At 61.1% G+C, this 25,406-nt stretch carries 17 protein-coding genes; 8 read left to right on the top strand and 9 right to left on the bottom strand.

What is annotated here, in order from left to right; all coding sequences use genetic code 11:
• Positions 1-103: 103 nt before the first annotated feature.
• The 4 genes from CVS28_RS18240 (at position 104) to CVS28_RS18225 (ending at position 5,052) form a co-directional block, all read left to right on the top strand.
• The gene (locus CVS28_RS18240; protein WP_103482398.1) at positions 104-2,065 is read left to right on the top strand and encodes a penicillin-binding transpeptidase domain-containing protein; all 1,962 of its coding nucleotides are present in this window, start codon (positions 104-106) and stop codon (positions 2,063-2,065) included.
• 132 nt (positions 2,066-2,197) lie between these two features.
• Complete coding sequence (locus tag CVS28_RS20360; protein WP_103482397.1) at positions 2,198-2,473, top strand: DivIVA domain-containing protein; 276 nt, start codon at positions 2,198-2,200, stop codon at positions 2,471-2,473.
• 140 nt (positions 2,474-2,613) lie between these two features.
• Positions 2,614-3,879 carry an APC family permease gene (locus tag CVS28_RS18230; protein WP_103467215.1) on the top strand — a complete coding sequence of 422 codons (1,266 nt, stop codon included), beginning with the start codon at positions 2,614-2,616 and terminating at the stop codon, positions 3,877-3,879.
• Positions 3,880-4,428: 549 nt separating this feature from the next.
• Positions 4,429-5,052, top strand: coding sequence for a phospholipase A2 family protein (locus tag CVS28_RS18225; RefSeq protein ID WP_103482396.1), 624 nt, complete (start codon positions 4,429-4,431; stop codon positions 5,050-5,052).
• A 340-nt stretch (positions 5,053-5,392) separates the two neighbouring features.
• On the opposite strand, the gene CVS28_RS18215 is transcribed toward CVS28_RS18225, so the two are convergent.
• The 4 genes from CVS28_RS18215 to CVS28_RS19845 are packed head-to-tail and all read right to left on the bottom strand — an operon-like array spanning position 5,393 to position 8,648.
• Positions 5,393-6,973: an ABC transporter permease gene (locus CVS28_RS18215; protein WP_133159198.1), complete on the bottom strand. Its 1,581-nt coding sequence runs from the start codon at positions 6,971-6,973 to the stop codon at positions 5,393-5,395.
• A 56-nt stretch (positions 6,974-7,029) separates the two neighbouring features.
• On the bottom strand, positions 7,030-7,965 hold the full coding sequence (locus CVS28_RS18210; RefSeq protein ID WP_103482394.1) for an ABC transporter ATP-binding protein: 936 nt from the start codon (positions 7,963-7,965) through the stop codon (positions 7,030-7,032).
• Positions 7,966-7,974: 9 nt separating this feature from the next.
• Entirely contained in the window at positions 7,975-8,301 is a 327-nt protein-coding gene (locus tag CVS28_RS18205) for a hypothetical protein (RefSeq protein ID WP_103482393.1), read from the bottom strand.
• On the bottom strand, positions 8,298-8,648 hold the full coding sequence (locus tag CVS28_RS19845) for a TetR family transcriptional regulator (RefSeq protein WP_165788203.1): 351 nt from the start codon (positions 8,646-8,648) through the stop codon (positions 8,298-8,300). Before CVS28_RS19845 ends, CVS28_RS18205 begins: the two co-directional genes overlap by 4 nt.
• Before the next feature lie 338 nt (positions 8,649-8,986).
• On the opposite strand from CVS28_RS19845, the gene CVS28_RS18195 reads away from it, so the two are divergent.
• Entirely contained in the window at positions 8,987-9,700 is a 714-nt protein-coding gene (locus CVS28_RS18195) for an NUDIX hydrolase (protein WP_103482391.1), read from the top strand.
• Positions 9,701-9,732: 32 nt separating this feature from the next.
• Positions 9,733-9,951: a PLDc N-terminal domain-containing protein gene (locus CVS28_RS18190; RefSeq protein WP_103467208.1), complete on the top strand. Its 219-nt coding sequence runs from the start codon at positions 9,733-9,735 to the stop codon at positions 9,949-9,951.
• Here the strand turns inward: CVS28_RS18190 and CVS28_RS20325 are convergent.
• Complete coding sequence (locus CVS28_RS20325) at positions 9,948-10,127, bottom strand: hypothetical protein (protein WP_207797257.1); 180 nt, start codon at positions 10,125-10,127, stop codon at positions 9,948-9,950. The genes CVS28_RS18190 and CVS28_RS20325 overlap by 4 nt on opposite strands.
• Before the next feature lie 25 nt (positions 10,128-10,152).
• Positions 10,153-11,148 carry a malate dehydrogenase gene (locus CVS28_RS18180; RefSeq protein ID WP_103467207.1) on the bottom strand — a complete coding sequence of 332 codons (996 nt, stop codon included), beginning with the start codon at positions 11,146-11,148 and terminating at the stop codon, positions 10,153-10,155.
• A 120-nt stretch (positions 11,149-11,268) separates the two neighbouring features.
• On the opposite strand from CVS28_RS18180, the gene CVS28_RS19840 reads away from it, so the two are divergent.
• Complete coding sequence (locus CVS28_RS19840; RefSeq protein WP_165788202.1) at positions 11,269-11,427, top strand: hypothetical protein; 159 nt, start codon at positions 11,269-11,271, stop codon at positions 11,425-11,427.
• A gap of 101 nt (positions 11,428-11,528) precedes the next feature.
• Positions 11,529-13,373 (top strand): lipase family protein, encoded by a 1,845-nt coding sequence (locus tag CVS28_RS18175; protein ID WP_103482390.1) that lies wholly within the window; start codon positions 11,529-11,531, stop codon positions 13,371-13,373.
• An 89-nt stretch (positions 13,374-13,462) separates the two neighbouring features.
• Here CVS28_RS18175 and CVS28_RS18170 read toward each other — a convergent pair whose 3' ends face one another.
• From CVS28_RS18170 to CVS28_RS18145, 3 genes are all read right to left on the bottom strand, one after another.
• A complete protein-coding gene (locus CVS28_RS18170) occupies positions 13,463-19,624 on the bottom strand; it encodes a discoidin domain-containing protein (RefSeq protein WP_165788201.1) in 6,162 nt (2,053 codons plus the stop codon).
• A 269-nt stretch (positions 19,625-19,893) separates the two neighbouring features.
• Positions 19,894-24,396, bottom strand: a complete 4,503-nt coding sequence (locus CVS28_RS20010) for a family 20 glycosylhydrolase (protein ID WP_243399971.1) — start codon at positions 24,394-24,396, stop codon at positions 19,894-19,896.
• Positions 24,397-24,721: 325 nt separating this feature from the next.
• Positions 24,722-25,354 (bottom strand): malonic semialdehyde reductase, encoded by a 633-nt coding sequence (locus CVS28_RS18145; RefSeq protein WP_103467204.1) that lies wholly within the window; start codon positions 25,352-25,354, stop codon positions 24,722-24,724.
• Positions 25,355-25,406 lie beyond the last annotated feature (52 nt).

Raw genomic sequence — 25,406 nt, 5'->3', positions numbered from 1 at the left:
TGCGGGCGTGAAGAAATGTCCGCCCTCAGTATGAGATTGCCGCCAGATCAGCATAACTGCCAGCGAATGTCGCTGGATTTTTCATCACGATGGGTAGGGTGGGATGCATACCAACGTCAGGGAGCTCATGATTCGTCGCGTCACAGTTTTGCTGCTAACTCTCAGTCTCGCCGTCGGGGCAGTGTCCTGTTCGACGCCGGACAACGGCACCTCCACCGCCGACGCGCTGGCCAAGGCCCTCTCCGCCCACACCGTGGGGGACCTCAGCTTTGATAAACCAGCCGCAGACGTCCAAAAGGAATTGACCGAACTTTCCAAGGGCATCGACCCGGTGTGGCCCACGGTCACTGTGGCCGGCGTCGAGGTCAAGGACGACAATGCCCGAGTCTCCCTGAACTACACCTGGAACATCCCGAAGCTGGCGAAGCCCTGGACGTATTCCACCGGGGCCGACATGAAGCGCAATGGCAAGGACTGGACCATCACCTGGACCCCGGAAATGGTGGAGTCCAAGCTGGCTGCCGGTGAACGCCTCAAGCTCACCACCACGTACGGGCAGCGGGCCAGCATCCTCTCCGCCGATGGAATGGCCATTGTGAAGGACCGTCCCGTAAAAATTGTGGGCATCAACAAGGAAGGCCTGAGTGACACACAGGCGGAGGCCTCAGCAACGGCGCTCGCAGCCGTGCTGGGCATCGACACCGCAGCTTATGTTGCCAAGGTCAAGGCCTACGGCCCGGTGGCGTTTGTGGACGCCATCACCCTGCGCGAGGATGCGTTTGCGGCGCTGAATCAGGACCAGCTCAACGCCGTCAAGGGCATTCTTGTCACGCCTGCCACCTTGCCACTGGCGCCGTCGCGCACCTTCGCCTCAGCCATCCTGGGCACGGTGCATGAAGCCACGGCCGAGGACATTGAAAAGTCTGAAGGCAAAGTGGTTGCCGGTCAGGTTGTGGGTTCCGGTGGCTTGCAGGCCTCCTTTGATGCGCAACTTTCCGGCACACCGGGCGTTACCGTCAGTGCCATTACGCCAGCCGCTGCCACGCCAACAACTGCCCCCGCGGACGCCGAGAAAGCACCCGCCGCAGAAAGCGCGCCTGCCAAGACGCTCTTCACCGCCGAAGCGACTGACGGCAAGGACGTAAAAACCACTTTGGTGCCGGATCTGCAAAGCGCGGCCGAGGAAGCGCTGGCCAGCGTCAAGACACCTAGTTCCATTGTTGTCATGCGCCCGTCCACGGGTGCCATCATGGCCTCAGCCAACGGCCCCGACAGCAAGGGCTACAACACGGCATTTTTGGGCCAGTACGCTCCCGGCTCAACGTTCAAGATTGCCACCTCGCTGGGACTCTTCCGCCTGGGCATGAACCCCACCTCCACGGTGCCCTGCACCACGGATTTCATTGCCGACGGCAAGAAGTTCCTCAACGCCCCGGGCTACGCGGCCGAGGCCACGGGTGACATTTCGCTGACAACCGCCGTGGCCCACTCCTGCAACACAGCCTTTGTTTCACAGTTTGACAAGCTCTCACAGGAGAAGTTGGCCGATGCGGCAGGTGCACTGGGCATCGGCATGAGCAATGACCTTGGCCTGGATGCCTACATGGGTGCCGTGCCACGCGATTCTGCCGGAACCGAACATGCGGCGTCCATGATTGGCCAGGGCAAGGTGTTGACTTCGCCCTTGGCCATGGCGGCGATGATGTCTGCCGCGGTCAAGGGCTCGGCGGTGCCGCCGGTGCTGGTTGACGGCCACGATGGCAAGGCCAAGCCCGCAGAAGGTGCGGACCTGACGGCTAAGGAGGCCGAGGACCTGCGCACCATGATGCGCGCAGTGGTCACCGATGGTTACTTGGGCATTCTGGCCGATCTGCCCGGCGCCGAGGCCATTGGCAAGACTGGAACCGCCGAATATGGCAATGACGTGCCGCCGCGCACGCACTCCTGGGTTATTGCAGCGCAGGGCGACATTGCCGTGGCCGTTTTTGTTGAGGACGGCGATTTGGGTGCCGTCACCGGCGGCCCGCTCGCCAAGACCATCCTGGCGGCTGCGGCAGGGAAGTAATTCCGCGTTTCTTGATGCTCGACGGCGGGAGGTGGGGGAGAAGGTTTCCCCACCTCCCGCCGCCGGTTTAGGGTAGGTGTGGAACGTCAATTGCGGAACAAAGTTGTTCCGCCCGGGGGTAGAGGATGCACGATGAACAGTTTGGACATTTCCAACATTAGATTTTCCACCACAAAGTTTCGCGAAGGCTACAGCCCGGATGAGGTTGACTCCTTCCTTGAGACCGTCCGTGAAACCCTCCAATTTTGGGAGGGCGGCCGGGCCGGCGGGCTAAGCTCCGAATCCGTTGTTAGTGCCCGCTTCACTCCCACCAAGTTCCGCACCGGATACGACCAAGGCCAGGTGGACGATTTCCTTGACGACGTGTCGGCAACCCTGCTCAGCTATGAGTCGGGGAAACTGCCCTGACATTGGGGCGCAGTCACGAACAAGCAGGAGATTCTCACAGCTTGCCTGGTGTTCACTTCCAGGTAGTATCATCGCTGCAGTTCCGCTGTTGAATGCCTGGCTCCTCGGGGCCATCACCTGTTTGAAGGGGCCGTGCCTAGTTGAGTAGTCCTCCCGCCCTGGCCCGACGCCTGGGCACTTTTGATGCTGTTCTCATCGGTCTGGGCTCCATGATCGGGGCTGGTGTTTTTGCGGCGTTCACCCCGGCCGCCCAAGCCGCCGGCTCGGGGCTGCTGATCGGACTCCTCGTTGCCTTGGTGGTGGCCTTCTGCAACGCCACCTCGTCGGCGCAACTGGCCGCCGCCTACCCAAGCTCCGGTGGAACATACCTTTACGGCCGTGTCCGGCTGGGGCCTTGGTCCGGGTACGTGGCCGGGTGGGGTTTTGTCATTGGAAAGACGGCCAGCGCTGCCGCAATGGCCATGACCTTTGCCGCTTATGCGGCGCCCGCCGGGTGGGAACGCCCTGTTGCCATCGCGGCCGTGGTGATTCTCGCCGCCGTGAATTACCACGGGGTGAGCCGCACTGCCGGACTGACACGGATTCTGGTGGTGGCAGTCATCCTGGCGTTAGGCCTGGCCGTGGCCCTCTGTTGGGGCGGATCGGTGCCGGACGCGGGGATGATTGCCGGTGGCGGGTTGCTGGCGCATGGCTGGTACGGGATCCTGCAGTCTGCTGGCCTGTTGTTCTTCGCTTTTGCCGGCTATGCCAGAATCGCCACCATGGGGGAGGAAGTCCGCAACCCCAGGTACACCATCCCGCGGGCCATAGTGATTGCCTTGGCCATCACAGCCGTTGTCTATGCCGTCATCGCGATCACACTGCTTGCCGTGCTTGGGCCCGACGGCGTGGCAGCGACACCCACACCCCTGACCGACGCCGTGGATCAGGGATCCGGCGCATGGGCCACCCCCATGGTGCGAATCGGTGCAGCGGTGGCAGCCCTGGGCGCCCTGTTGGCTCTCATCGCCGGTCTGGGCCGGACAGCCCTGGCCATGGCCCGCGAGCACGACCTGCCGCACTGGCTCTCCGCCATCCATCCCCGCTACAAGGTCCCGCACCGGGCCGAAACGGTGTTGGCAGTGCTTATTTGTGTGGTGATACTGGTGGCTGACCTGCGCGGGGCCATCGGATTTTCCTCCTTTGGCGTTCTTGTTTACTATCTGGTGGCCAATGTTGCTGCGTTCACGCAGCCTTCCGCGGACCGCCGCTACCCCAAGGCCCTGCAAGTCCTCGGTGCCCTGGCGTGCGTGGTCTTGGTGGCCACACTCCCGCCGCTGTCCGTGGGGGTTGGCCTGGCCATGTTTGCCGTGGGAATATGCCTGCGCCTGGGCCGCCTGCATGGGGCCCGTCTAAGGGAAAGCTGACGTTCACAATTCCCTTGGAAGGCCTGAGGGCAACCGCGTGTTGAGCCCGGTCACCGGCTACACACAGGAGCACTGGCTGGCACCGATCCGGTCTCCGGGGCGGGGCGGCCATTCCGGACAACAACTGGGTCATGTTCCAGGTGATGGTCCAGGAGTTCTTCGGTTCCAGCAGCGCCCCGCTCAGCGCTGGGTTCAGGGCATCTGGATGGTTAGTATTTGCGCACTGACCGCTAGCCACAGGGTGCAGGAACAACTCATTGGATCCATCGTTCGGTCAGGGCGTTCAGCCAGGCGGTGCTGAATCGGGGGAATACACCAGCGGCAAGTGCAACGGCTTTGAAGCAGTGGATGCATCATTGTCGCCGTTCTTGTGTTTCCTTCTCATGAGGTGAGGCTTCCAGCTTGACCGAAAGGACAGGGCAATCGTCTGTGGGCCAGCTGAAAAGTTTGATCCACTTCAGTGTTTAGCCGGCTGGCCCTCCTGCGGTTATTGTCATGATTGTTGGCTCGTAAATGCTTCGCAGACATGACTCATTGGGGGAACTAAACATGGAAAACTTGCTCAAGAAATACAAACAACGAAAGACCCAGGCCTGGTCGGCTCTGGGTGTTGCTGTTCTCATGTTGCTCGGAGGCTCCCCGGCTCTCGCTGTGCCGCCTTCCCAGAACACTAATTCCCTTTCCTCTTCTGCACCTGCCACCTTCAATTCCAAAGCAAAAAAATCGAACAACAAGGAATTTGATGCCCAGGTGTCAGAGGCCCTGAAATTCATGCGAGTTGCTGAGGGGCAGGACACCTACTTTGATACGGCTGCCGCCGAAGCGAGCGGGGCCGACGCTGCAACGCTTGAAGTGGGCGCCATAGTTAATACGCTGGCGGCGGCACAAAATAGTGGTCGCGGTGACCAAGTGGCGGCCAAGCTGGGTCTTCCCATTTGGGGCAACTGGTGCGGCCCTGGTCACGGCGGCGGAGCGGCAGTAGATGTGCTGGATTCGATTTGTCGCACACACGACAAGTGCTACGGATCCCGTGGGTACTTTGCGTGTTCCTGCGACCGCGCCATCATCAGCGACATCAACAGGAATGTTAACAGGATGAAGACACAGGAACGCGTCACTGCTGCCGCAGTGAGCGTCTACTTCACCTATTGCATGTGCAATCCATTCAAGTAAGGACGATGCCCCAAAACCATGACGAGTACTAATCAGCCACCGGGTTCAACGAACCCCACAGGAAAGCCAATTGTTACCTGGGTGTTTATGGCTCTGGCATTGGTAGTCGTCCTGTTTATGCCCGACTGGACTGGATCCGGTAGCAACAGGCCCCTCTGGCTATTCTTGGTGCCTATTGCGCTAGGAATAGCGGGGGCAGCCTTTGCCCTGCGAAGCCGGCATCTCTGGTGGACCCTAATCTCCGCACTATGGGGCTTCGCCTTGATCCAGGGTCTTGTCCTCGTAGTTACGCTGACCAGCGGACCCTAGGCTGTCGTGGCGGGTGGTACTCGGTGCGGGGCTATTCCGGCACGATGTCCCGGGTGCGGAAACGCCAGATACCCAGCGCAGCGAGCACCACTGCAATCACCGTCAGATCCACTGTTGGAAGCAGCGCGAAGTCCTCGATGGGCATTCGCGGCACGGCGCCAAACGGAGTTGCCTTGATGGCGGACTCGGACAGGGAAAACAACGGCCCAAACATGGCAATCAGGGCAGACAGCCCATAGACAGCCCAGGCCAGGCTGACGCTGAGGCGGGGCAGGAATCCGTGCAGGAACAGCATGACACCCGTCATGAGAAGCGCCGCCGGCCAATACCCAAGAGATGCGGCAGCCATGTCTCTGCCCGTGGCCGCACCGTTGGAGGAAGCCCCCGTGAGGAACCCCCCAATGAGCAGCATCAGTGCTGAGCCCACTGCGGCGACGAGCAGCTGGGCAAGCAGCCACTTGGAGCGGGAGAGCGCACCGGCAAGCTGGCACTCCAGTCGACCGTTGGCTTCCTCGCCGCGTGCGCCTGTCAGACACTGCACCGCAAAGGCGCCCGCCAGTAGCCCGTTGAACATGACGAAGAGGCTCATGACGCCGTCGAGCACGCTTGCCGAATTGCCCATGAACGCTTTGGCGAACGGATTTGTCGGATCCAATGCCGTGGTCATTGCCTTGGCCACGCCACCAAAAAACGCCCCTGCCACAATGGCGCCCAGCAACCAGCCGATCAAGCTGCCGCGCTGCAAACGCAACACCAAGCCCACGGGGCTGGCCAGAAACGCCGAACCCCGTGACGGGCCCGGCCGCTCGGCAAGCAGGCCCATACCCAGATCACGGGTGGTCTCGATGCGCAAGGCCAGGGCGCAGCCCAGAAGAGTCAGGGCCACCAGCGCCAGCAGCGGCCACCAAGTGTCCTGACCGAAGGGGCGCATGTCTTGCGCCCAGCCAATGGGGGAGAACCAGCTCAGCGGACTGACCTCCGTTCCGTGGGTCTGCAGATCAGCTCCCGCGCGGATGAAGTAAAACAGCGCCAGCACGGCAACGCCCAAGGAATTGGCCCCTCGGCTGGTTGTGCTCAACTGCCCGCAGAGTGCTGCGACGGCTACAAAGGCCAGACCCGTGCCCGCGATGGAGGCGCCCATGACCCACGAGCCGGCCACAGGCAGGCTGACGGACAGGCACAGCAGCGAGACCAGCAAACCCACCAGCACGCTCAAGCCGCCAGCCACAACATAATTGGCCATGCTATACGCGTGGCGGCCCAGGGCGGAGGAACGCAGCAGCTCGGTGCGGCCGGCCTCCTCATCGGCCCGGCCGTTGCGGGTCACCAGGAAGATCGAGGCAAAGCCCAGGGCTACGGCAAGCGTCATCCAGATCTTGATGACCAGGATGCCACCCAGGGAGCCCGCAGCATAGGGCAGGCCCGTCATGGCTGCAACTGCGGGCGTGTTGGCCACTTGGGCGTATGCGTCCCGGGCAGCCTGGGTAGGGAAGGCCTGCTGCTGGGAGTCGTACACCACCGGGATCATGACGGCCAGGACTGCTGCCCACACGAGCAGCCGCAACCAGTTCCGGCGCAGGATAAAGCGCACGCACAACAAGAAGCCAGTCATGGTGTCCCACCGGGCGGACGGACGCGTCGCGCCATGTGTGCCGGGCGTTCCCGTGTTCATCGGGCACCTGCCACTTGCGTGGCGGTGAGCTGCGCCCTGCCCGCGCCGCCGTAGTGGCGCAGGAAAAGGTCTTCCAAGGACGGCGGGCTGGAGACAAGCGTGCGCGGCGAGTAGGCGGAAATCGTTTTCAGGACTCCGCCCAGCTCCTCCTCACCCACGGTAAATGTTGCCTTGAATCCGTCCGTGACGAGGTCGTTGACACCGGCTACCGTGGCCAGCACGGCGGCATCCCTATCAAGGACCACCGAAACCACTGTGCGGTGCAGGTGCCGGAGGTCATCGAGCCGGCCAGCCTCAACAGTTTGGCCTTCGCGGATGATGGTCACGGTGTCACACAGCTTTTCCACTTCGGCAAAGATGTGGCTTGAGAGCAGCACGCTGCGGCCCTCCGCCTTCACTTTACGGATGCACTCCGTGAAAACTTGCTCCATGAGGGGATCCAAGCCGGAGGTTGGCTCATCCAGGATCAACAGCTCGGCGTCTGAGGCCAGACCGGCCACCAGCGCCACCTTTTGACGGTTGCCCTTTGAGTAGCTTCGGGCCTTCTTACTGGGGTCGAGCCCGAACCGTTCAAGCAGTTCATCGCGTTTGGCATAGTCAACCCCGCCCCGCAAACGCGCGAGTATGTCAATGGCTTGCCCACCTGTGAGGTTGGGCCACAGGCTCACTTCCCCCGGGACATAGGCGATCCGCCGGTGCAGCTCCACGGCGTCGCGCCAGGGATCGCCGCCCAGCAAGGTGGCAGTCCCGCCGTCGGACTTCAAGAGACCCAGCAGGATGCGGATGGTGGTGGACTTGCCTGATCCATTGGGACCCAGGAAGCCGCCAACGCTGCCTTGGGCAAGCTGCAAGTTCAGTCCTGCCAAAGCTGCGGTCTTGCCAAAATGTTTGTGCAGGTCTGTGACCTCGATGGCCAGATTGCTTGAGGACATGATGTTTCCTTAGCGTGGTGCAGATTCTCCCGCGAGACCCACGGGTGGGTGATTGGCGGCTGCAACGTAGTTGAGGTACTCGTCCAGATAGCTGCGCTCGGTGAACAGGCCCTCGGTATACAGCTCAAGAGTCGGCAGCATGGTGTCGGCGTAGAAGGCCTCCATGACGGCCTGAAAATCATCCAGCGCAGTGCCGGGGTGCATGGCCAGTCGGACCACCAGGGCGCCAATTGATTGGTAGGTCAGGAAACGCACGCGGGCCGCCTCGTCGCGGCTGGGCACCACCATGCCGCGCTCCACAGCAGCGCGGGTAAATACCAGCGCCTCGTCGATCATGTGTTCAATGAACTCGCGGCCGCAGCCCCGCCTTCGCGGACACTGCGCAAAATGTACACCAGCAGGATGCCGCCTTCCCGGGACGCAGGGAACTGTGCGAACAACTGCTGGGGATCGGTTTTGATGCTCTCCGACTTCAGCGTGCTGTAGCGTTTGAGGACTGTGGCGTCGCACTCGGCGCGTAGCTGTTCCTTGGAACCGAAGTGGTGCCTGACCAGTCCGGCGCTGACTCCCGCGCGTGCGGCAATAGCCCGCAGCGATTCTTCAAACCCCTGCGCCGCAAAGCACTCAATGGCCGCATCCCGCAACCTCGCCCGAGCAGTTAAATCCTCATGAGCTGCACTCATGAACAGGATGCTACTCGCATGTATAGCAGGCGGCAAGAGCTCGTGCTGGCTTTGCCTATGCGCGTTGCCAGCCGCTTGGCTTGCGCAGGAATGACAGTGGCGCAGTGCCAGCACCCCCGTTGGCGCATAGCCGAAGTGGACTTGGGTCATGCGCACGCCGGGGTGCTGGCGTTGCGCATTATGCGACGCTGAAGGTCCGGGCAGAGGCCACGACAAGTCACACAGGATTGATTTCGCGAGCATCCTGAGATGTTGCACAACTGAGGCAATTTTCAGTGACTGTCCGGTTTGGCCCACAAGCACGAGGCTAAGGTGCCAGTGGGGACTAGGCTGTCCCCATGGAAACAGATGCACCACTTGCGCCGTTGGAGGATGCCTGCACCATTGTGCTGCTGCGCGACGGCCCTGCGGGTCTTGAGGCGCTGATGCTTGAGCGGCCGAACCACAGTAGGACCTTTGGCGGTGCCTGGGTTTTCCCAGGTGGGAAGGTGGACCCGGCGGACCGTGTGGATTCTGCTGGCGGCAGGCTCGGTGTTTTTGCAGCCGCCCAAGTGGCGGGCCTTCGAGAATTGGCCGAGGAAACCGGGCAGCACCTTTCCCTCAACGATTTGGTGTGGCTGTCCCAGTGGACACCCATGCAACACCTTCCGCGGCGTTTTAGGACCTGGTTCATGCTGGCAGCTGCGGCGTCGGACAGGGTAATTTTGAATCGTGAAGAGCACGATCGGTACTCGTGGATGTCACCGGCGGAGGCACTGCGCGAGCACTCGGCCCAGGAGATGACGCTGGTGCCGCCCACCTGGGTCACCTTGCATCATCTGGCCCGGATGGAATCCGTGGCTCAGGCGCTGGAACAAGGCAGGAGCACAGCGCCGTTCATCTACGAGACTCAACTGTTGATTCCCGAACCGTGGATCCGGCCCACAGGTCATGGACCGGCGGGTCTTCTATGGGCGGGAGATGAGGCCTACCCTGGGGCTAGGGATCCGGCCGGTGCAAGGCACAGGCTCACCATGACCGGGTTGCCTTGGGTTTTTGAACGTACAGTTTGAGTACCAACCGCCGTCAGAAAGCAGGAGCCGTCATGTCCACCAGGAAGCACTGGAAAGACCTTAGCAAGCCGGCCAAGGCCGCCATCATGCTGGGCACCGTGGTTCAAATTGCCCTGCAGCTAGCGGCCCTGCGAGACCTTGCCAAAAGAACCCCGGCGCAAGTCAACGGAGCCAAGGGGAAGTGGGTGGCGGCGTCGTTCCTTAATTTCGTTGGACCCATTGCCTACTTCCTCAAGGGCCGCAAAAACTAGAGTCCAAGAGTTAGGGGCGCAAAGCAGAAGCGGGCCCCGGGCACAACTTCCGGTGCGGGATAGCCGCCATTCACGGGGTGATCTGCCAAGGAGAGCACTGGCAAGCCCGACGGCGGCACCCGGAAGGCGCCCAAGACCATGCCATCACTGCCCCAAAGGTTCGTCCACAGTGGCATCGAGATCAGGGTGGTGCGGGTTCTGCTAGAGCAGGCCCAGTTCAGCAACGGCGCTTCGTTCTGACTCGAGCTCAGCCACCGAGGCGTCGATGCGGGCACGGGAGAACTCGCTGATCTCAAGATTGGGCACAATGCTGTAGTCGCCGTTGGCGGTGGTGACGGGGAAGGAACTGACCAGGCCTTCGGGCACACCGTAGGAACCGTCTGAAGGCACAGCCATGGAAGTCCAGTCGCCGTCGGAAGTGCCCTGAACCCATGAACGCATGTGCTCCAGGGCCGCGTTGGCTGCGGACGCGGCGGAGGAGCCGCCGCGCACAGAGATGATCTCAGCCCCGCGTTTTGCCACCCGGGGTATGTACTCATCTGCCAACCATTGCTGGTCCACCAGCTCAATGGCAGGGCGGCCAGCCACTGTGGCATGGCTAATGTCCGGGTACTGGGTGGCGGAATGGTTGCCCCAGATGGTCAGCCTCTTGATCTCGCTCACCGGGGTGCCGGTCTTGGCGGAAAGCTGGGCCAAGGCCCGGTCATGATCCAAGCGGGTCAGGGCTGTGAAGCGTGAAGCGGGGATGTCCTTCGCGTGGGACGCTGCAATCAAGGCGTTCGTATTGGCGGGATTGCCCACCACCACCACTTTGAGATCATCCGCGGCACCGGCGTTAAGGGCCTTGCCCTGCACCGAGAAGATGCCGCCGTTGGCACTGAGCAGATCTGCCCTCTCCATGCCCGGGCCGCGCGGCCGCGAACCCACCAGCATGGCAATGTTGGCGCCGTCGAACGCCTTGAAAGGGTCATCAAACACTTCCAGGCCAGTCACCAGTGGGAACGCACAGTCCATGAGTTCCAAGACGGTGCCCTCTGCCGCCTGGGCAGCCTGTGGGATTTCCAGAAGATTCAACTTCACCGGAACGTCGGGGCCGAGCATGGCGCCGGAGGCAATCCGGAACAGCAGCGCGTAGCCGATCTGACCTGCGGCGCCGGTGACAGTAATTGTGACGGGCGCGGAAGCATGTGCGTTCATGGGGAAAGTCTAACCACACCCCAGAGAGGTAGCGTGAACATCAGCTTGCAGCGGCACCATTCGTCTATCCTAAATATGGATGTGACGGCCCTCAACCCAACAGCATAGGAGCCGGCAAGAATGCCACAGTGGCTAGTGTTCGCCGTGATTGCAGTTGTGTGGGCCGCGGCCGTCATCGTCATCATCGTTTTCATGATGGGTGCCTCGCGGATCAGGCGTAAGCAACTCGCGAATGAAAAAATCACCAAAGAAACGTCCTTGGCCAACAAAGACAGCTGAGGACCTGCGGCCGCACTGTGAATTCAGCGGTCCACGAATACATACCAATGAGCGCCCAGCGGCCAACGCCGTTAATACAATTCAATGCACAAGGGGACTGCATGTCCGAGTCTAATTTTTCAACCACCAGCCGTACCACGAGCACCTTGGGGCAGCGAGCCAGGGCATTGCCGGCATTGTTGGCCCGGGCCCCGTGGTGGCTGAGCCTGGTGGTGGGGGCACTGTGTGTGTGGCTTGGATTCACGCTGGCCAGCAAGCCGCTGTCCTCACTGGGCGCCCTGACATTCTATCTGGGCGCAAGTTTCATCATCTCCGGTGTTGCTGATCTGATCGAGCGCGACGAGTCCGACTCCGTTCGCATGATCCTGGGCTGGGGATGGATAGTTGCAGGTGCGGTGATGCTTGTGTGGACAGGCGGAACCATGGCGGTACTGCCGGCATTCGTGGCCATCTCCCTCATAGTCTCTGGTTTGATCCGTGGAATCGGTGGCATTCGGGGGGCGGGCAGGCCTGCCGATGAACGCCTCGCGGCCACGATCTTTGCCCTCGCCGACCTCATTTTGGGAGTCGTGGCGCTGGCCTGGCCGGACGTGACGCTCTTGATTGTGGCCGTCCTGTTCGGGGTGCGGACCCTTGTGTTTGGTTTGGGCCGGATATGGAATACACTCACCCAGCTGTGGCGCGGACGCCGCCGCTCCACGGCACCAGCACCACTCAACACCCTGCAGCGTTGGCTGCGTGTCACCGGCGCTGTGCTGTCCTTGGCGCTCGCCGTGGCGGCAGCGGGCCTTGGTGCGCAGTTGCGTGACGGAGCCCCACAACTCTCAGCCTTCTACGACGCCCCCGAAACAGTGCCCTCGCAGCCCGGCGTGCTGCTGAAAAGCGAGGCATTTACGACGGCGGTCCCGGCCAATGCGAAGGCGTGGCGGATCCTCTACACCACCACCCTGGACGACAAAACCCCTGCCGTCGCCAGCGCCGTGATCCTGACATCGACGAAACCCGCCAGCGGCCCCCGGCCAGTTGTTGCGTGGGCGCACGGAACCACAGGCTATGCGCCGGCGTGTGCGCCGTCGAACCTGCCGGAGCCATTCTCCTCGGGGGCCATGCCCGCCCTCGATGAGATTGTGGACAATGGCTGGGTGGTGGTAACCACCGACTACGCCGGGTTGGGCACTCAGGGGCCGCAGCCATACCTGATCGGGCAGGGTGAAGCCAGGTCCGTTCTCGATTCGGTGCGGGCCGCCAAGGCCCTAGACACTCAACAGGCCGATCTGGAGATGGTGCCGGAAACCATTGTGTGGGGCCACTCTCAAGGAGGCCAGGCCGCGTTGTGGACTGGCGGCCTGGCATCCACGTACGCGCCGGAGCTGGCCATCACCGGGGTGGCCGCGATGGCCCCGGCCAGCGACGCCATCGGTTTGGTGAAAAACATGCCGAACCTTGCTGGCGGCAGCCTGTTTGCCTCCTATGTTGCGGCCGCGTATGCCGACACCTACCCTGATGTGTCCTTCAATGACTACATCACGCCCGTGGCCAGGACTTTTGTGCGGGAGATGTCCGCCCGCTGCTTGTCCGAGCCGGGTGTTTTGGTGTCGCTGATCAACGCCATTGCCATTGACAAGGACAAGACTGTTTTCAGCAAGGACCCCACAACAGGTGCCATGGGGGACCGGTTGCGCCAGAACACGCCCGTGCTGCCCATTCCGTTCCCGCTCTTTATAGCCCAGGGCGAGACCGACACCTTGGTGGTCCCGTCAGTCCAGGACGCCTATGTGGCAGGGCGTTGCGCCGAAGGTCAGGAGCTGACGTACAAGAAGTACGCGGGCAAGGACCACATGGGCGTTGTCTCGCCGGACTCGCCACTGATTGCAGAGCTGCTGGCGTGGACACAGGATCGGATCGCAGGGAAGCCGGCAACCGGGAACTGCAACGATCTGCCGTAACCTGTTTGATCCCCGCCAATGAAAAGGTGCCCTCCGCCGTGATGGCGAAGGGCACCTTTCACTGTTGACTTACGACGTCGTTTGGCTCACTAGTGTGCCGAGCGGCGGCTGCGACGGGCTAACAAAGTGCCCGCGCCAGCCATGACCAGCAACAACCCACCCATTGCCAAAGCCAAAGCCACGGACGTTGATCCTGTGCTGGCAAGGTCCCCAGCAGTACTGGTGGCCGTGGTGGCCGGTGCATTGCTAGCGGGTGTCTTGGTGGTGGACGGGCTGGGACTGGGTTTGTCTGCCGCGCTCACCTGCACCAGAAGTGATGCGGTCTTGCTGCCTGCACTGGCCACAATGGTGTGCGCGCCTGCCTCAGTGGATGCCGGGATTGTGACGGTTGTCGTCACGGTGCCGTCGTCCTTGGTGGTGACAGTTCCCAGAAGTACAGGAGTGGAGTGCAGCACCAGCGAAACGTCGCTGTTGGCTGGGAAGCCGGACAAGGTGAGCTCAAACTTCTTACCAGCCTGAATGCTTGGTACCTCTGTGGAAGTACCAGGCCCATTCACTGCCGGTGCCGCGGCTACGTCAACCTGAATGGTTGCCGTCTTGGTGCCGTCCGTTACCACCAGGTCCACTGTTCCTGCAGGGGTGTTGCGGGGAACCTTCACAGTGGCTGTTCCCACTCCATTGGAGTCGGTCGTGATCGTTGCCAGCACCACGCCGCCCAAAGAAACCGTAACTTCCGTGTCGGCAGGGAAATGCTCCACTGAGACCTTGAGGTCGTCGCCGGCTTGAGTATCCTCACTGGGCAACGTGACTGCTGGTGACGATGTAACTATCAGTGTGGTGGTGGCTGTTTTGGTTCCTGCGGTTGCTGTGATGCTCAGGTTGCCGGCGGTCGTGCTGGCAGGGATGGTGAATGCCTTGGTTCCTGTGCCGTCGGCTGCTGTGGTGATCGAGCCGAGCACTGTGGTGCCGAGCTTGATTTCCACGGCGGTGGTGGCGGGGTAGTTGGCCAGGTTCACCGTGACGGGGCCGCCTGCCTGAACCGTGCCGGCTGTGGTGGTGACGGCGGGTGCCGGTGTGACTGTCAGCGGGGTGCTGGCAGTTTTGGTTCCTGCGGTTGCTGTGATGCTCAGGTTCCCTGGTGTGGTGCCAGCGGCGATGGTGAATGCCTTGGTTCCTGTGCCGTCGGCTGCTGTGGTGATGGAGCCGAGCACTGTGGTGCCAAGCTTGATCTCCACGGCCGTGGTGGCCGGGTAGTTCGCGATGGATACATCAGTTGATGATCCAGCCTGAACGGTTGATGCAGACGTGGTGACCACTGGTGCGGAGGTGACTATCAGTGCGGTGGTGGCTGTTTTGGTTCCGACGGTTGCTGTGATGCTCAGGTTCCCTGGTGTGGTGCCAGCGGCGATGGTGAATGCCTTGGTTCCTGTGCCGTCGGCTGCTGTGGTGATGGAGCCGAGCACTGTGGTGCCAAGCTTGATCTCCACGGCCGTGGTGGCCGGGTAGTTCGCGATGGATACATCAGTTGATGATCCAGCCTGAACGGTTGATGCAGACGTGGTGACCACTGGTGCGGAGGTGACTATCAGTGTGGTGGTGGCTGTTTTGGTTCCTGCGGTTGCTGTGATGCTCAGGTTGCCGGCGGTCGTGCTGGCAGGGATGGTGAATGCCTTGGTTCCTGTGCCGTCGGCTGCTGTGGTGATCGAGCCGAGCACTGTGGTGCCGAGCTTGATTTCCACTGCTGTGGTGGCGGGGTAGTTGGCCAGGTTCACCGTGACGGGGCTGCCTGCCTGGACCGTGCCAGCGGTGGTGACTGCCGGTGCCGGTGTGACTGTCAGCGGGGTGCTGGCAGTTTTGGTTCCTGCGGTTGCTGTGATGCTCAGGTTCCCTGGTGTGGTGCCAGCGGCGATGGTGAATGCCTTGGTTCCTGTGCCGTCGGCTGCTGTGGTGATGGAGCCGAGCACTGTGGTGCCAAGCTTGATCTCCACGGCCGTGGTGGCCGGGTAGTTCGCGATGGATACATCAGTTGATGATCCAGCCTGAACGGTTGATGCAGAAGTGGTGACAGCTGGCGCCGAGGTGACCCTCACCGTGACCGAGGCTGTCTTGGTTCCGGCGCTGGCAATAATTGTGTAGTCGTCCGCAGTCAATAACGACGGGATGGTGAATGCCTTGGTTCCTGTGCCGTCGGCTGCTGTGGTGATCGAACCGAGCACTGTGGTGCCGAGCCTGATTTCCACGGCTGTGGTGGCCGGGTAGTTCGCCACGTTTACCGTGACGTCACTGCCCGCCTGGACCGTGCCGGCTGTGGTGGTGACTGCTGGTGCGGGGGTGACTGTCAGCGGGGTGCTGGCAGTTTTGCTGCCGGCGGTTGCTGTGATGGTGAGGCTGCCTGGTGTGGTGCCAGTGGCGATGGTGAATGCCTTGGTTCCTGTGCCGTCGGCTGCTGTGGTGATGGAGCCGAGCACTGTGGTGCCGAGCTTGATCTCCACTGCTGTGGTGGCCGGGTAGTTGGCCAGGTTCACCGTGACGTCGCTGCCCGCCTGGACCGTGCCAGACGTGGTGACTACCGGTGCCGGGGTGACTGTCAGCGGGGTGCTGGCAGTTTTGCTGCCGGCAATGGCTGTGATGGTCAGGCTGCCGGGTGCGGTGTTGGTGGCGATGGTGAATGCCTTGGAACCTGAGCCGTCGGCTGCTGTGGTGATCGTGCCGAGCAGTGTGGCGCCGAGCCTGATTTCCACGGCTGTGGTGGCCGGGTAGTTCGCCACGTTTACCGTGACGTCGCTGCCTGCCTGGACCGTGCCGGCTGTGGTGGAGACTGCTGGTGCGGGGGTGACTGTCAGCGGGGTTGTGGCGGTTTTGGTGCCGGCCGTTGCCGTGATGGTCAGGTTTCCGGGGGTGGTGCCAGCGGCGATGGTGAATGCCTTGGAACCCGTCCCGTCGGCTGCTGTGGTGATCGAACCCAGCACGGTGGTGCCGAGCTTGATCTCCACGGCAGTGGTGGTCGGGTAGTAGGCCACGTTCACCGTGACGGGGCTGCCGGCCTGAACAGTTCCGGCAGTGGTGGTGACTGCGGGTGCGGGGGTGACTGTCAGCGGGGTGCTGGCGGTTTTGGTGCCGGCAATGGCTGTGATGGTCAGGCTGCCGGGTGCGGTGTTGGTGGCGATGGTGAATGCCTTGGAACCTGAGCCGTCGGCTGCTGTGGTGATCGTGCCGAGCAGTGTGGCGCCGAGCCTGATTTCCACGGCTGTGGTGGCCGGGTAGTTCGCCACGTTTACCGTGACGTCGCTGCCCGCCTGAACGGGGCCGGGGACGGAAACAGCCGGGGCAGCGGTGACCGTCAACGGTGTCGTAACGATCAGGCTTCCTGCTGTGGCGGCCAGAGCTTGTGTTCCTGCAACAGTGCTGGCAGGGATGATGAACGCCTTGGAGCCGGATCCGTCGGCGGCAGTGGTGATGGTGCCAAGCGCTGCGCCAGCCCACGTGATGCTTACTGGAGTGGCTGCGGGGAAGTTCACCACGGAGGCGGTGAATTGGTCACCAGCTTGCACCGAGTTGGTGCTTGCTTCAAGGTGGGGTGCCAGAGTTCCGCGGATGTTGACTTCGGCGCCAGAGCCAAAGGCCGTTCCCGCGTAGGAGGAAAGCCCCACGAGTTTGACGTAGCGGCCCACCTTGCCACTGGGCAGGTCGATGAGCTGCACAGGGAGGATACTCAAAAGCTCGCCCGTTGCCACTGGGGTGCCAAAATTGTTCAGATCATTGGAGACGTAAAGTTCGTAGCCTTTGATGCGGGTGCCTGCGTTGTTGCGTTGGGTGAACTCGAATCCGGCGACGGAGTAGTAGTTGTGCAGGTCAAAGGTGACCTGATGCGGGTATGCGGCAACGCCGCCAGTGTATTTGGTGTGCCAGAACGTGGCCGGGTTTCCATCAAGCATGGCCGTTGCCAAGCCGCTGGGTGCGGTTTCACCTGTCATTTCCTGGGAACTGACGGCCGCAATGCTGATCTGGCTTTGGGGCACGAGTGATACGAGGTCGTTGGGTGCTCCCCAAACTTCGAGTTCAAAGAGGGAAATTCCCCACTTTTGTCCGCCAATGGGGGTTCTGTCTATGCCCTGCATCTTGATGAATTGGTAGGAGTTTCCGGCGAGCTCCGGCTTGATGGTTCGGGTGTCAGTGGTGCCGCACGTGGGTGCGATCTCAGCCGTGGCGTCAACGTAGTTAATGCCGTCTGTTGACACTTGCAGCTTGTATTTGGCAGCACAGGCTGCTTCCCATTTGATGACGACCTTTTCAATGTTAATGGGGCGGCGGAGCTTGACGGCGACCCATGCGTTGTCTGCGCCATTTGAGGACCATCGGGTGGTGGTGTTGCCGTCAATGACTGAGCCGGCCAGATTCGAGGTGGTTGTTTCATTTCCCGAGTATGTGACCGTTGCGCCCAGCGAGGCCAACGAAAGGTTCACGGCATTGGAGACAACTGGTGCTGCCGTGACTGAGATCTGTTTGGTCGCGGTTGTTGCGCCAGCCGTTGCCACAAGGTTGTGGTTTCCTGCTGTGGTATCACTGGGGATGGTGATATTTCCCGAGGCAGCGCCGCTGATATCGGCAACAAGTGTTCCCAAGACTGTGGCGGAGGAATTCAGGGTGAACTGTACAGTCGCTCCGGCAGGGAAACTTGTAACCGTTGCGTTGAGCGCACTGCCTGCTTGAACCACATTTCCGTTCGCGAACGTCAGGGCCGGCGCCGGTGTGACGCCCAAGGTGGTTGTTGCCGTCTTGCTCCCCGCCGTTGCGCTCAACGTGTAGTTGTTCGCAGCCGTCCCGGTGGGGATGGTTATGGAAGCACTGCCGGCCCCGGCGGCATCGGTGGTGATGGTGGCCAGCACGGAGCTGCCCAGTCGAATTTCGACGGCGGTCGCTGCGGGGAAGCGGTTCACAGTCGCCGTTGCGCTGCTTCCAGCTTGAACAGACGGCGCTGAGATGCTCAGACTCGGGGCGGCTGTGACTGTGACGGCTTTACTTGCCACAACGGTACCGGCCGTTGCGGTGATGGTCACCAGTCCTGCGGAGGTGTCGGCAGGAATGGTGAGATTGAAGTTTGTTCCACCGGTGGCTGTGGTTGCAACCGTCTTCAGGGTGCTGCCGCCGGCGGCAATGGCCACATTTGTGTCCGCGGGGAAGTTTGTCAGCGTAATGGCCAGATCACTGCCGGCCTGGACGGTTTCTTCGGCTGCGGCCAAAGCTGGTGGCAGCGCACCGGCAATATTTACTTCAGCGCCGCTGGCAAATGCCTGGCCCGCCGTAATGGGTGTGAGCCCAACGAATTTGACGTAGCGTCCCACCTTTCCTCCAGTAATGGCAAGAATTTGAGGTATTGCTGTATTGCCTAATACGCCTGTCGTGACGGCTGTCCCAAAGTTCGCCAGATTATCTGAGACGTAAACTTCATAGTTCTTGATTCTTCCGCTGTTGAATGTCCGTTGGGTGAACTGGAAACCCGAAACAGCGTAGCTTTGGCCCAAATTGAACACAACGTTGTGCGGGTAGGAAGCAGCCGGGGCCGAGTATTTACTGTGCCAGTGGGTTGCCGGATTGCCATCCAGCAAGGCGACTGCGGGACCATTGGGTGCCGTCTCGCTTGTGAGTTCCTGGGAGCTGGCAGATTGGATGCTGATGCTGGACTGGGGAATCTTGTTTTCCAGAACTGGCACAACTGGTGGTGTGGACCATACTTGGAATTCCGAGAGGGAGACGCCGTAAAATACGCCAGCAATTGCGGTGCGGCCGTTGGCTTGCATGCGCACGTATTGGTACTTCGCTGCTGGATCCAACAGTGTTGGGACTTGTGTGTCAGTGGACCCGCACACAGGAGTAATCTCGGGGGTGGCATTTGTCCACAGTGCATTGTCAGTAGAAACCTGCAGCGTGTACTTTTTCGCACAGACGGGTTTCCAATTGATGACCATATGGCTGATGAGCGCTGGCTGGGCCAGCTTCAAGGTGAGCTGGGCATCGTCAGCCTTGTTGGAAGACCACCGCGTGTTGACATCGCCGTCAATGGCCAAATCCTCGGTGTTGGAGCCGGCCACCTCGAGCCCCGAGCTGGTGGCGATGGTGCCGTAGCTTGCCAGGGCGACGTTGACAAGGCCAGGATCTCCGGGTGCGGCCAAGGCGGGTGGAGCGGCGAGGGCCAGCAACAACGCTGGCGCAACCACCAACGTTGCCAAAGTCTTCTTCCAATACGATCCCATGAAATTCCTTAAATTGAGCATGCGAGAATAACTGTCCTGCGCTGATGTTATCCATATCAAGCAGTTTTTGGAAGAGAAATCTGAAACTATTCGGCGGTTCTGTTGGGAGATTACGAGCTAAGTAGTTAACATGCCTTCCTAATGGTGAAAACAAATCAAGCGAAAATATGTCAAAGAGGAAAAGGGCGGGCTTGTCAGTGGAAACACTGACAAGCCCGCCCTTTATTTCGTTGCTATTTTTTTATGCCTAGTTACTTCATCTTCAACCGCTAGGCGTGGGAGGAATTCCGCTTGCGGCGGCTGATAATGGCTACGGCTCCTGCCAGCAGCAGCATCAAGCCACCGAGCAGGAACGGTGTGGTTCCTGCTCCGGTGCTGGCCAGACCATCACCACCGGGGTTGGCAGCGGCGGAGGTGCTGCCAGCAGCCTTGGTGGTCGGTGCGGTGCTTGCGGCTGCAGCCACGGTCAGCTTGATGCTGACTTCGGCGGCTTCACCGTTGACACCGGTACCTGTAATGATCACGCTGTGGACGCCAGCGGGAACTGTTGCCGGCAACGTGGCCGTCAGTGAAACAGTTCCGTTGGCTGCCACCACTGCCGTGCCCAGGACAACGGGGTCCGAGTGCAGCGTAAAGGTGGCCGTGGTGCCGGGTTTGAAGTTGCTGCCCGTCACGGTCAGCTTCCCGCCTGCGGCCACGGATGCGTTGCTCAGGGATACTGAGGGTTCGCCGGCGGCCGGAGTTGTCGGCGCCGTTGTGGGGGCAACCGTCGGAGCAACGGTGGGTGCAACGGTCGGCGCCGTTGTGGGGGCAACTGTGGGAGCTACAGTGGGTGCAACTGTGGGCGCCACGGTGGGTGCAACGGTCGGTGCAACCGTGGGTGCCACGGTCGGTGCCACGGTCGGTGCAACTGTGGGAGCTACAGTGGGCGCCACGGTGGGTGCCACGGTGGGTGCAACGGTCGGTGCCACGGTGGGTGCAACTGTGGGAGCTACAGTGGGCGCAACGGTCGGTGCAACCGTGGGTTCAACGATTCCGGGAACTTTGCCGCCAATGTTGACCTCGGCGCCACCGGCAAAGGCGTTGCCTGCGATGGAGTTCAAGGCAACCAGCTTGACGTACCGGCCAGCCTTTCCGCCTGCAATACCAATCACCTGGGGGCGGCTCAGGTCCAGGAATGAACCTGAGGCAACCTTGGTGCCGAACTCGGTGGGGCTGTCGGAGACAAAGAGCTCGTAGTCCTTGATCTTGCCGTTGGAGTTGGACTGGCGCTGCGTGTATTCAAACGATGTGACGTTGTAGCTCTTGCCGAGATTGAACACCACCGAATGCGGGAAGTTGTCTGTTCCGCCGGAGTACTTGGTATGCCAGAACGAATCCAGCTTGCCATCCAGAAGAGCCGTTGCAGGTCCACTGGGAGCAGTCTCGCTGACAGTTTCCTGCGATGTTACAGACTGAATGCTGATCCCGGCTTGCGGGATCTTGTTTTCCATGGGAACCACCATTGAATTGACGGTGATGCTGTCAGTTGCCGTCCGAGCACCCTGGGTTGCCGTGAGCGTGAAAGTTCCGCTGTAGACGCTAGGGTACACAGGCAACTGGAAGGTCAGCTTGCCTGTTGAGTCAGGCAAAACTGAGCCCACACGACCGCCGTCGAGCGTCAAAACCACGTACTTGCCGGGCTCAAAGCCTGTCAGCGTGGTCTGCGCGCGGTAGCCGGCCTTGACGGGTGTGTCGACGGTGCTCAAAGTGGGGGTCTGTGAGGAGTCCCACACTGCGGGCCCGGCCGGATCAGCCGTACCAGCGGCAACTGCCACTGTGAACTTGGCGGTGCTGCCGTTGGAAGCCGTCAAGGTTCCCGTGTAGGTGCCAGCTGTTGCGTAGTTATGCGTGCCCTTCAGGGTGTAGATGCTTCCTGCAGCGAGTGAGTGGCGTGCCTCCTTGGCCACAAACGCGGCAGGGGTGGTGGCGCTGCCGTCGCCCCAGTTAACCGTGACGCCAAGGTTGCCGATGATGCTCGAGGCGCTGACGCCGTCGGCGTCGTCAACAATGTCCACGGAAATGGTGGAACCATCGGCCGAGGCCTTGGTGCCGGGGGCTGCAAACTGCCCAACGTTGAGGTTCAGGCTCTTGCCCGGTGCAACAGCAATGGGCAAACCGGCGATGGAGGAACGCCACTTGGCTTCATTGCCGTCATAGAAGTTGGTGCCAGTGGCTAGCAGGCGCTGGCCCATGGAGGACATGCGCACCTTGAAATCAGTCACATTTCGCTTGGCCTGCGGTGTCCAGCCAATCTCAGCAAAGGATACGACGCGCGGGAAGGCCAGGAATTCTGCCTGCTTGCCGCCGCGGATGGTCTCGGCCCACTGGGCTGCTTCCACACCGAGAATGCTGGAATCAGGGAGGTTGTTGGCCCCATCCTTGATGGTGGCCGCCGGATCCCAGTTGTAGTACTTCGGGAAATCGCCGGTGCCGGCCCAGGTCAACCCGATGGGTGTCCTGGAGTTGTACTTCATGTCGATGTAGGAGGTGGAGCCGTTGGACACCATCAACTTGGCACCCTTGTTCTTGATGGCGTCAAGCGTGTCGGCGGTGCCGCCGGTCCAGTACTGGATGCCGTCTCCTGGCTGGAGCCCACCAATGGCCGACTCGTTCCAGCCGATCGGCTTCTTGCCCAGATCGTGGATGATCTTAATCGTCTTGGTGATGAACTCAACGTAGTTGTCGTGGCCTGTCACGTGGGATTCGTCGCCACCGATGTGGACGTAGTCGCTGGTGGTGGTCATGCCGGCGATCTGGCCGAACACGTGTTCAAGGAACGTCCAGGTCACGGGTGAGGCGACGTCGAGGGTGGAGCCGCCCACATTGCCTGTGCCGTCGGCGGGCACAACGCCCCACTCGTCAACCCCGGGCTTGGTGCCGGCGGTGTTCAGCTGCGGGATGGCGTGCAGGATGGCCGAGGTGTGGCCCGGGACATCGATTTCCGGGATGATCTCAATATGGCGGGAGGCCGCGTAGGCCACGAGGTCCTTGTACTCATCCTGGGTGTAGAAGCCGGTGTGACCCAGTTCGTCCTGGAAGCTGAGGTTCTTGGTCACGGCCGTCTTGCCGGAGATGTCAGTCAGTAGACCGTAGTCAATCGTGTCGCCGGCCTTCTTGCCGTCGTTGGTGATCTGGATGCGCCAGCCCTGATCGTCTGCCAGGTGCATGTGCAAGGTGGAGATCTTGTAGGCAGCCAGGGAATCGATGATGTTCTTGACCTCATCGGGGCGCTTGAAGTCGCGGGCGACGTCGAGCATCATGCCACGCTTGTCGAAACGAGGCGCGTCGGATATTTCCACGGCCGGTGCGTTCCAGTCGGCGAAGACCTTCTGCTTGGATTCGATAAAAGCCGGGAACAGCTGGCGCAGGGTTTGGACACCGTTGAAAACACCGTCGCTGGTGGGGGACGTGACCTTTGCGCCCGTTAGCGCGTCAACACTGAGGGTGTAGGCCTCGGCCTGCATCTGAGTTTCCAGGTTGGGGATTACCCCGGGGGTCTGGACCAACACAATGTCGTCGGCGTCGCCCGTGCTGCCATCGGCTACCGGCAAGGCCAGGCCGGTAGAGGTGCGGAAGATATCTGCCAGGTAGTTGGCCGTCTTTTTGGTCTCAGCGTTGTTGGCCACAATTCGTGAGCCAGCGGCAAGCTTAAAGGGAGCCTCTGTGGGGGCCTCCATATTGACGGGAAGGGGGATCAAATTGATGCCCTCGGCGGGAGCTGCCGTGACCGCTTCCTCGCCGTCCCAAACCTGGAATTCCCACATGGACATGCCGTACTTGGTGCCACCGATGGGCGTGCGCTCAATGCCCTGCATGCGTACATACTGGTACGGTGTTGCGGCCACTGCTGCCTTGAGCTTTTGGGTGTCGCGCGTGGCGCAGGTGGGGGTGATGACGTCGGTGGCGTCGGTAAAGGCGATGCCGTCCGTGGATACCTGCAGCTTGTACGTCTTGGCGCAGGCGGCCTCCCACACGATGCTGACGTGGTCAATAACCGTCGGCGCTGCCAGCTTTACCGTGATCTGGGCATTATCGGCGGTGTTGGAGGACCAGCGGGACTGCTGTGCATTGGGCTTGGATGCGTCGGTGTCGCCGTCGATGACCAGTGCGGGGCCCCACTGGTTGGCAACTTCTTGCCCCGATGCGGTCACGGTGGCGCCGGCGGATGCCAAGGCTACGTTTTTCCCTGCTGCTGCCGGGATGCCCCAAACTTCCATTTCGAAGAGGGAGATGCCCCACTTGGTGCCGCCGATGGGTGTGCGTTCCACGCCCTGCATGCGAACGTACTGGTACTTGGTGGTGGCCAGGGCAGTCTTGACCGTCTGAGTGTCTAGAGTTGCCGGATCACAATTTGCGCGGGAAATGACGTCCGTGGCGTCAATGAAGGTGACACCGTCATTGGAGACCTGCAGCTTGTACTTGGCGGCACAAGCCGCTTCCCACTTAATGACTACTTTTTCAATGAGAGTGGGCTTTGCCAGCTTGACCGTCAACTGCGCATTGTCGGCGTGATTGGACGACCAGCGGGTGCTGGCGCTGCCGTCGGTGGCGAAGTCGGTGCCGTTGCTGCTGGCCGACTCGTCGCCGGACGAGGTTACAGTGCCGCCGGCAGAGGCCAGGGCTAGGTTCGCCGAAACGGGGTCACCAGGGGCTGCAACCACCGGCGGGGCCGCCATCGTTAGCAGCATCGCAGGGGTCACCACCGCCATTGCTAATGTCTTTTTCCACATGGAATGCACGTGTTCATCCTTTGCTGAAATGAGAGATACAGGTCACACAAACTTCATGTTATCCATATCAAAATTCCTTGGGAAGAGTGTTAATTCCAGGTTGGGGTCGCGGCCCGGCAGGCGGGATGCCGGTTCCGCACGCGTTTGGGGTGCCAAGGAGTGGCGAAGCTTGAAAAAGCGCTAGATGGTTCTTGCTCGTATTTGTTGCCCGTCCCGCAGTTCCGGGCTGGTGCACCAAAAAACGCGCTGTCACCCGTAAAAAACGAGGACAGCGCGCTAGTGGGTAATTTAGTTCAAAATTGTCCCGAAAGACTGAAAGAAATTTTTACAAGGTTACGGTGGCGAGGTCAAAATCCAGGCGGTGGAGGCGATCGCGATCGACGTCACCGCTGGGCTTGCCCATGTTGACCACCATGAAGGACTTGAAGTTCGAGTCACCGTTGAATTCGGCATCCACACCGGAGGGGTTGAAGCCTGTCATGGGGCCAACAGCCAAACCTGCAGCGCGGGCTGCAAGGATGAAATAGCCAGCCTGGACATGCGCGTTGTTGTTGCCTGCGGCAATGCGGGATTCAACATTGGCCTCGAACATTGGCATCAGCATGTCAGCCATGTGCGGTGCCGTTGTAGGCATGAGGGCGTGCCATTCCTGCGAGAAGCTCAGCACGGCCACCATGGGTGCCGTGAGGGTCTTGGCTTTGTTGCCGTCCATCATGTGCTCAACCAAACGCTCACGGGCCTCGGATGAACGGACCCAAGTAATGCGCAGAGGCTGGCCGTTGAAGGCGGTGGGTCCCATCTTGGTCAGTGCGTAGATGGCCTGAAGAGTTTCGTCGCTGACTTTTTCATCTGACCAGCTATTGGCTGTGCGGGCCTCCATGAAGAGTGCTGCTGCCGCGTCCGCGTCAAGGATGAGTTGGTTGTTCAGGTCCGGTTCTGATGCGATGTCGATGCTCATGGGGTCCAGCTTTCTTAGCGGTGAGGAATGTTCTCTGGGGTCTACAGCGCCG

Origin of the sequence: Arthrobacter glacialis (assembly GCF_002909415.1) — a bacterium.
GTDB classification, from domain to species: Bacteria; Actinomycetota; Actinomycetes; order Actinomycetales; family Micrococcaceae; genus Specibacter; species Specibacter glacialis.
Note: the sequence above shows the minus strand (reverse complement) of the source record. Positions and strands in the feature narration are given on the sequence as shown.

What these genes read in the sequence shown, in the direction of transcription:
- CVS28_RS18240 (WP_103482398.1), top strand. Translation starts at nt 104, where the DNA reads ATGCATACCAACGTCAGGGAGCTCATGATTCGTCGCGTCACAGTTTTG.
- CVS28_RS20360 (WP_103482397.1), top strand. Translation starts at nt 2,198, where the DNA reads ATGAACAGTTTGGACATTTCCAACATTAGATTTTCCACCACAAAGTTT.
- CVS28_RS18225 (WP_103482396.1), top strand. Translation starts at nt 4,429, where the DNA reads ATGGAAAACTTGCTCAAGAAATACAAACAACGAAAGACCCAGGCCTGG.
- CVS28_RS18215 (WP_133159198.1), bottom strand. Translation starts at nt 6,973, where the DNA reads ATGACTGGCTTCTTGTTGTGCGTGCGCTTTATCCTGCGCCGGAACTGG.
- CVS28_RS18210 (WP_103482394.1), bottom strand. Translation starts at nt 7,965, where the DNA reads ATGTCCTCAAGCAATCTGGCCATCGAGGTCACAGACCTGCACAAACAT.
- CVS28_RS18205 (WP_103482393.1), bottom strand. Translation starts at nt 8,301, where the DNA reads ATGATCGACGAGGCGCTGGTATTTACCCGCGCTGCTGTGGAGCGCGGC.
- CVS28_RS19845 (WP_165788203.1), bottom strand. Translation starts at nt 8,648, where the DNA reads ATGAGTGCAGCTCATGAGGATTTAACTGCTCGGGCGAGGTTGCGGGAT.
- CVS28_RS18195 (WP_103482391.1), top strand. Translation starts at nt 8,987, where the DNA reads ATGGAAACAGATGCACCACTTGCGCCGTTGGAGGATGCCTGCACCATT.
- CVS28_RS18190 (WP_103467208.1), top strand. Translation starts at nt 9,733, where the DNA reads ATGTCCACCAGGAAGCACTGGAAAGACCTTAGCAAGCCGGCCAAGGCC.
- CVS28_RS20325 (WP_207797257.1), bottom strand. Translation starts at nt 10,127, where the DNA reads ATGCCACTGTGGACGAACCTTTGGGGCAGTGATGGCATGGTCTTGGGC.
- CVS28_RS18180 (WP_103467207.1), bottom strand. Translation starts at nt 11,148, where the DNA reads ATGAACGCACATGCTTCCGCGCCCGTCACAATTACTGTCACCGGCGCC.
- CVS28_RS19840 (WP_165788202.1), top strand. Translation starts at nt 11,269, where the DNA reads ATGCCACAGTGGCTAGTGTTCGCCGTGATTGCAGTTGTGTGGGCCGCG.
- CVS28_RS18175 (WP_103482390.1), top strand. Translation starts at nt 11,529, where the DNA reads ATGTCCGAGTCTAATTTTTCAACCACCAGCCGTACCACGAGCACCTTG.
- CVS28_RS18170 (WP_165788201.1), bottom strand. Translation starts at nt 19,624, where the DNA reads ATGGGATCGTATTGGAAGAAGACTTTGGCAACGTTGGTGGTTGCGCCA.
- CVS28_RS20010 (WP_243399971.1), bottom strand. Translation starts at nt 24,396, where the DNA reads ATGTGGAAAAAGACATTAGCAATGGCGGTGGTGACCCCTGCGATGCTG.
- CVS28_RS18145 (WP_103467204.1), bottom strand. Translation starts at nt 25,354, where the DNA reads ATGAGCATCGACATCGCATCAGAACCGGACCTGAACAACCAACTCATC.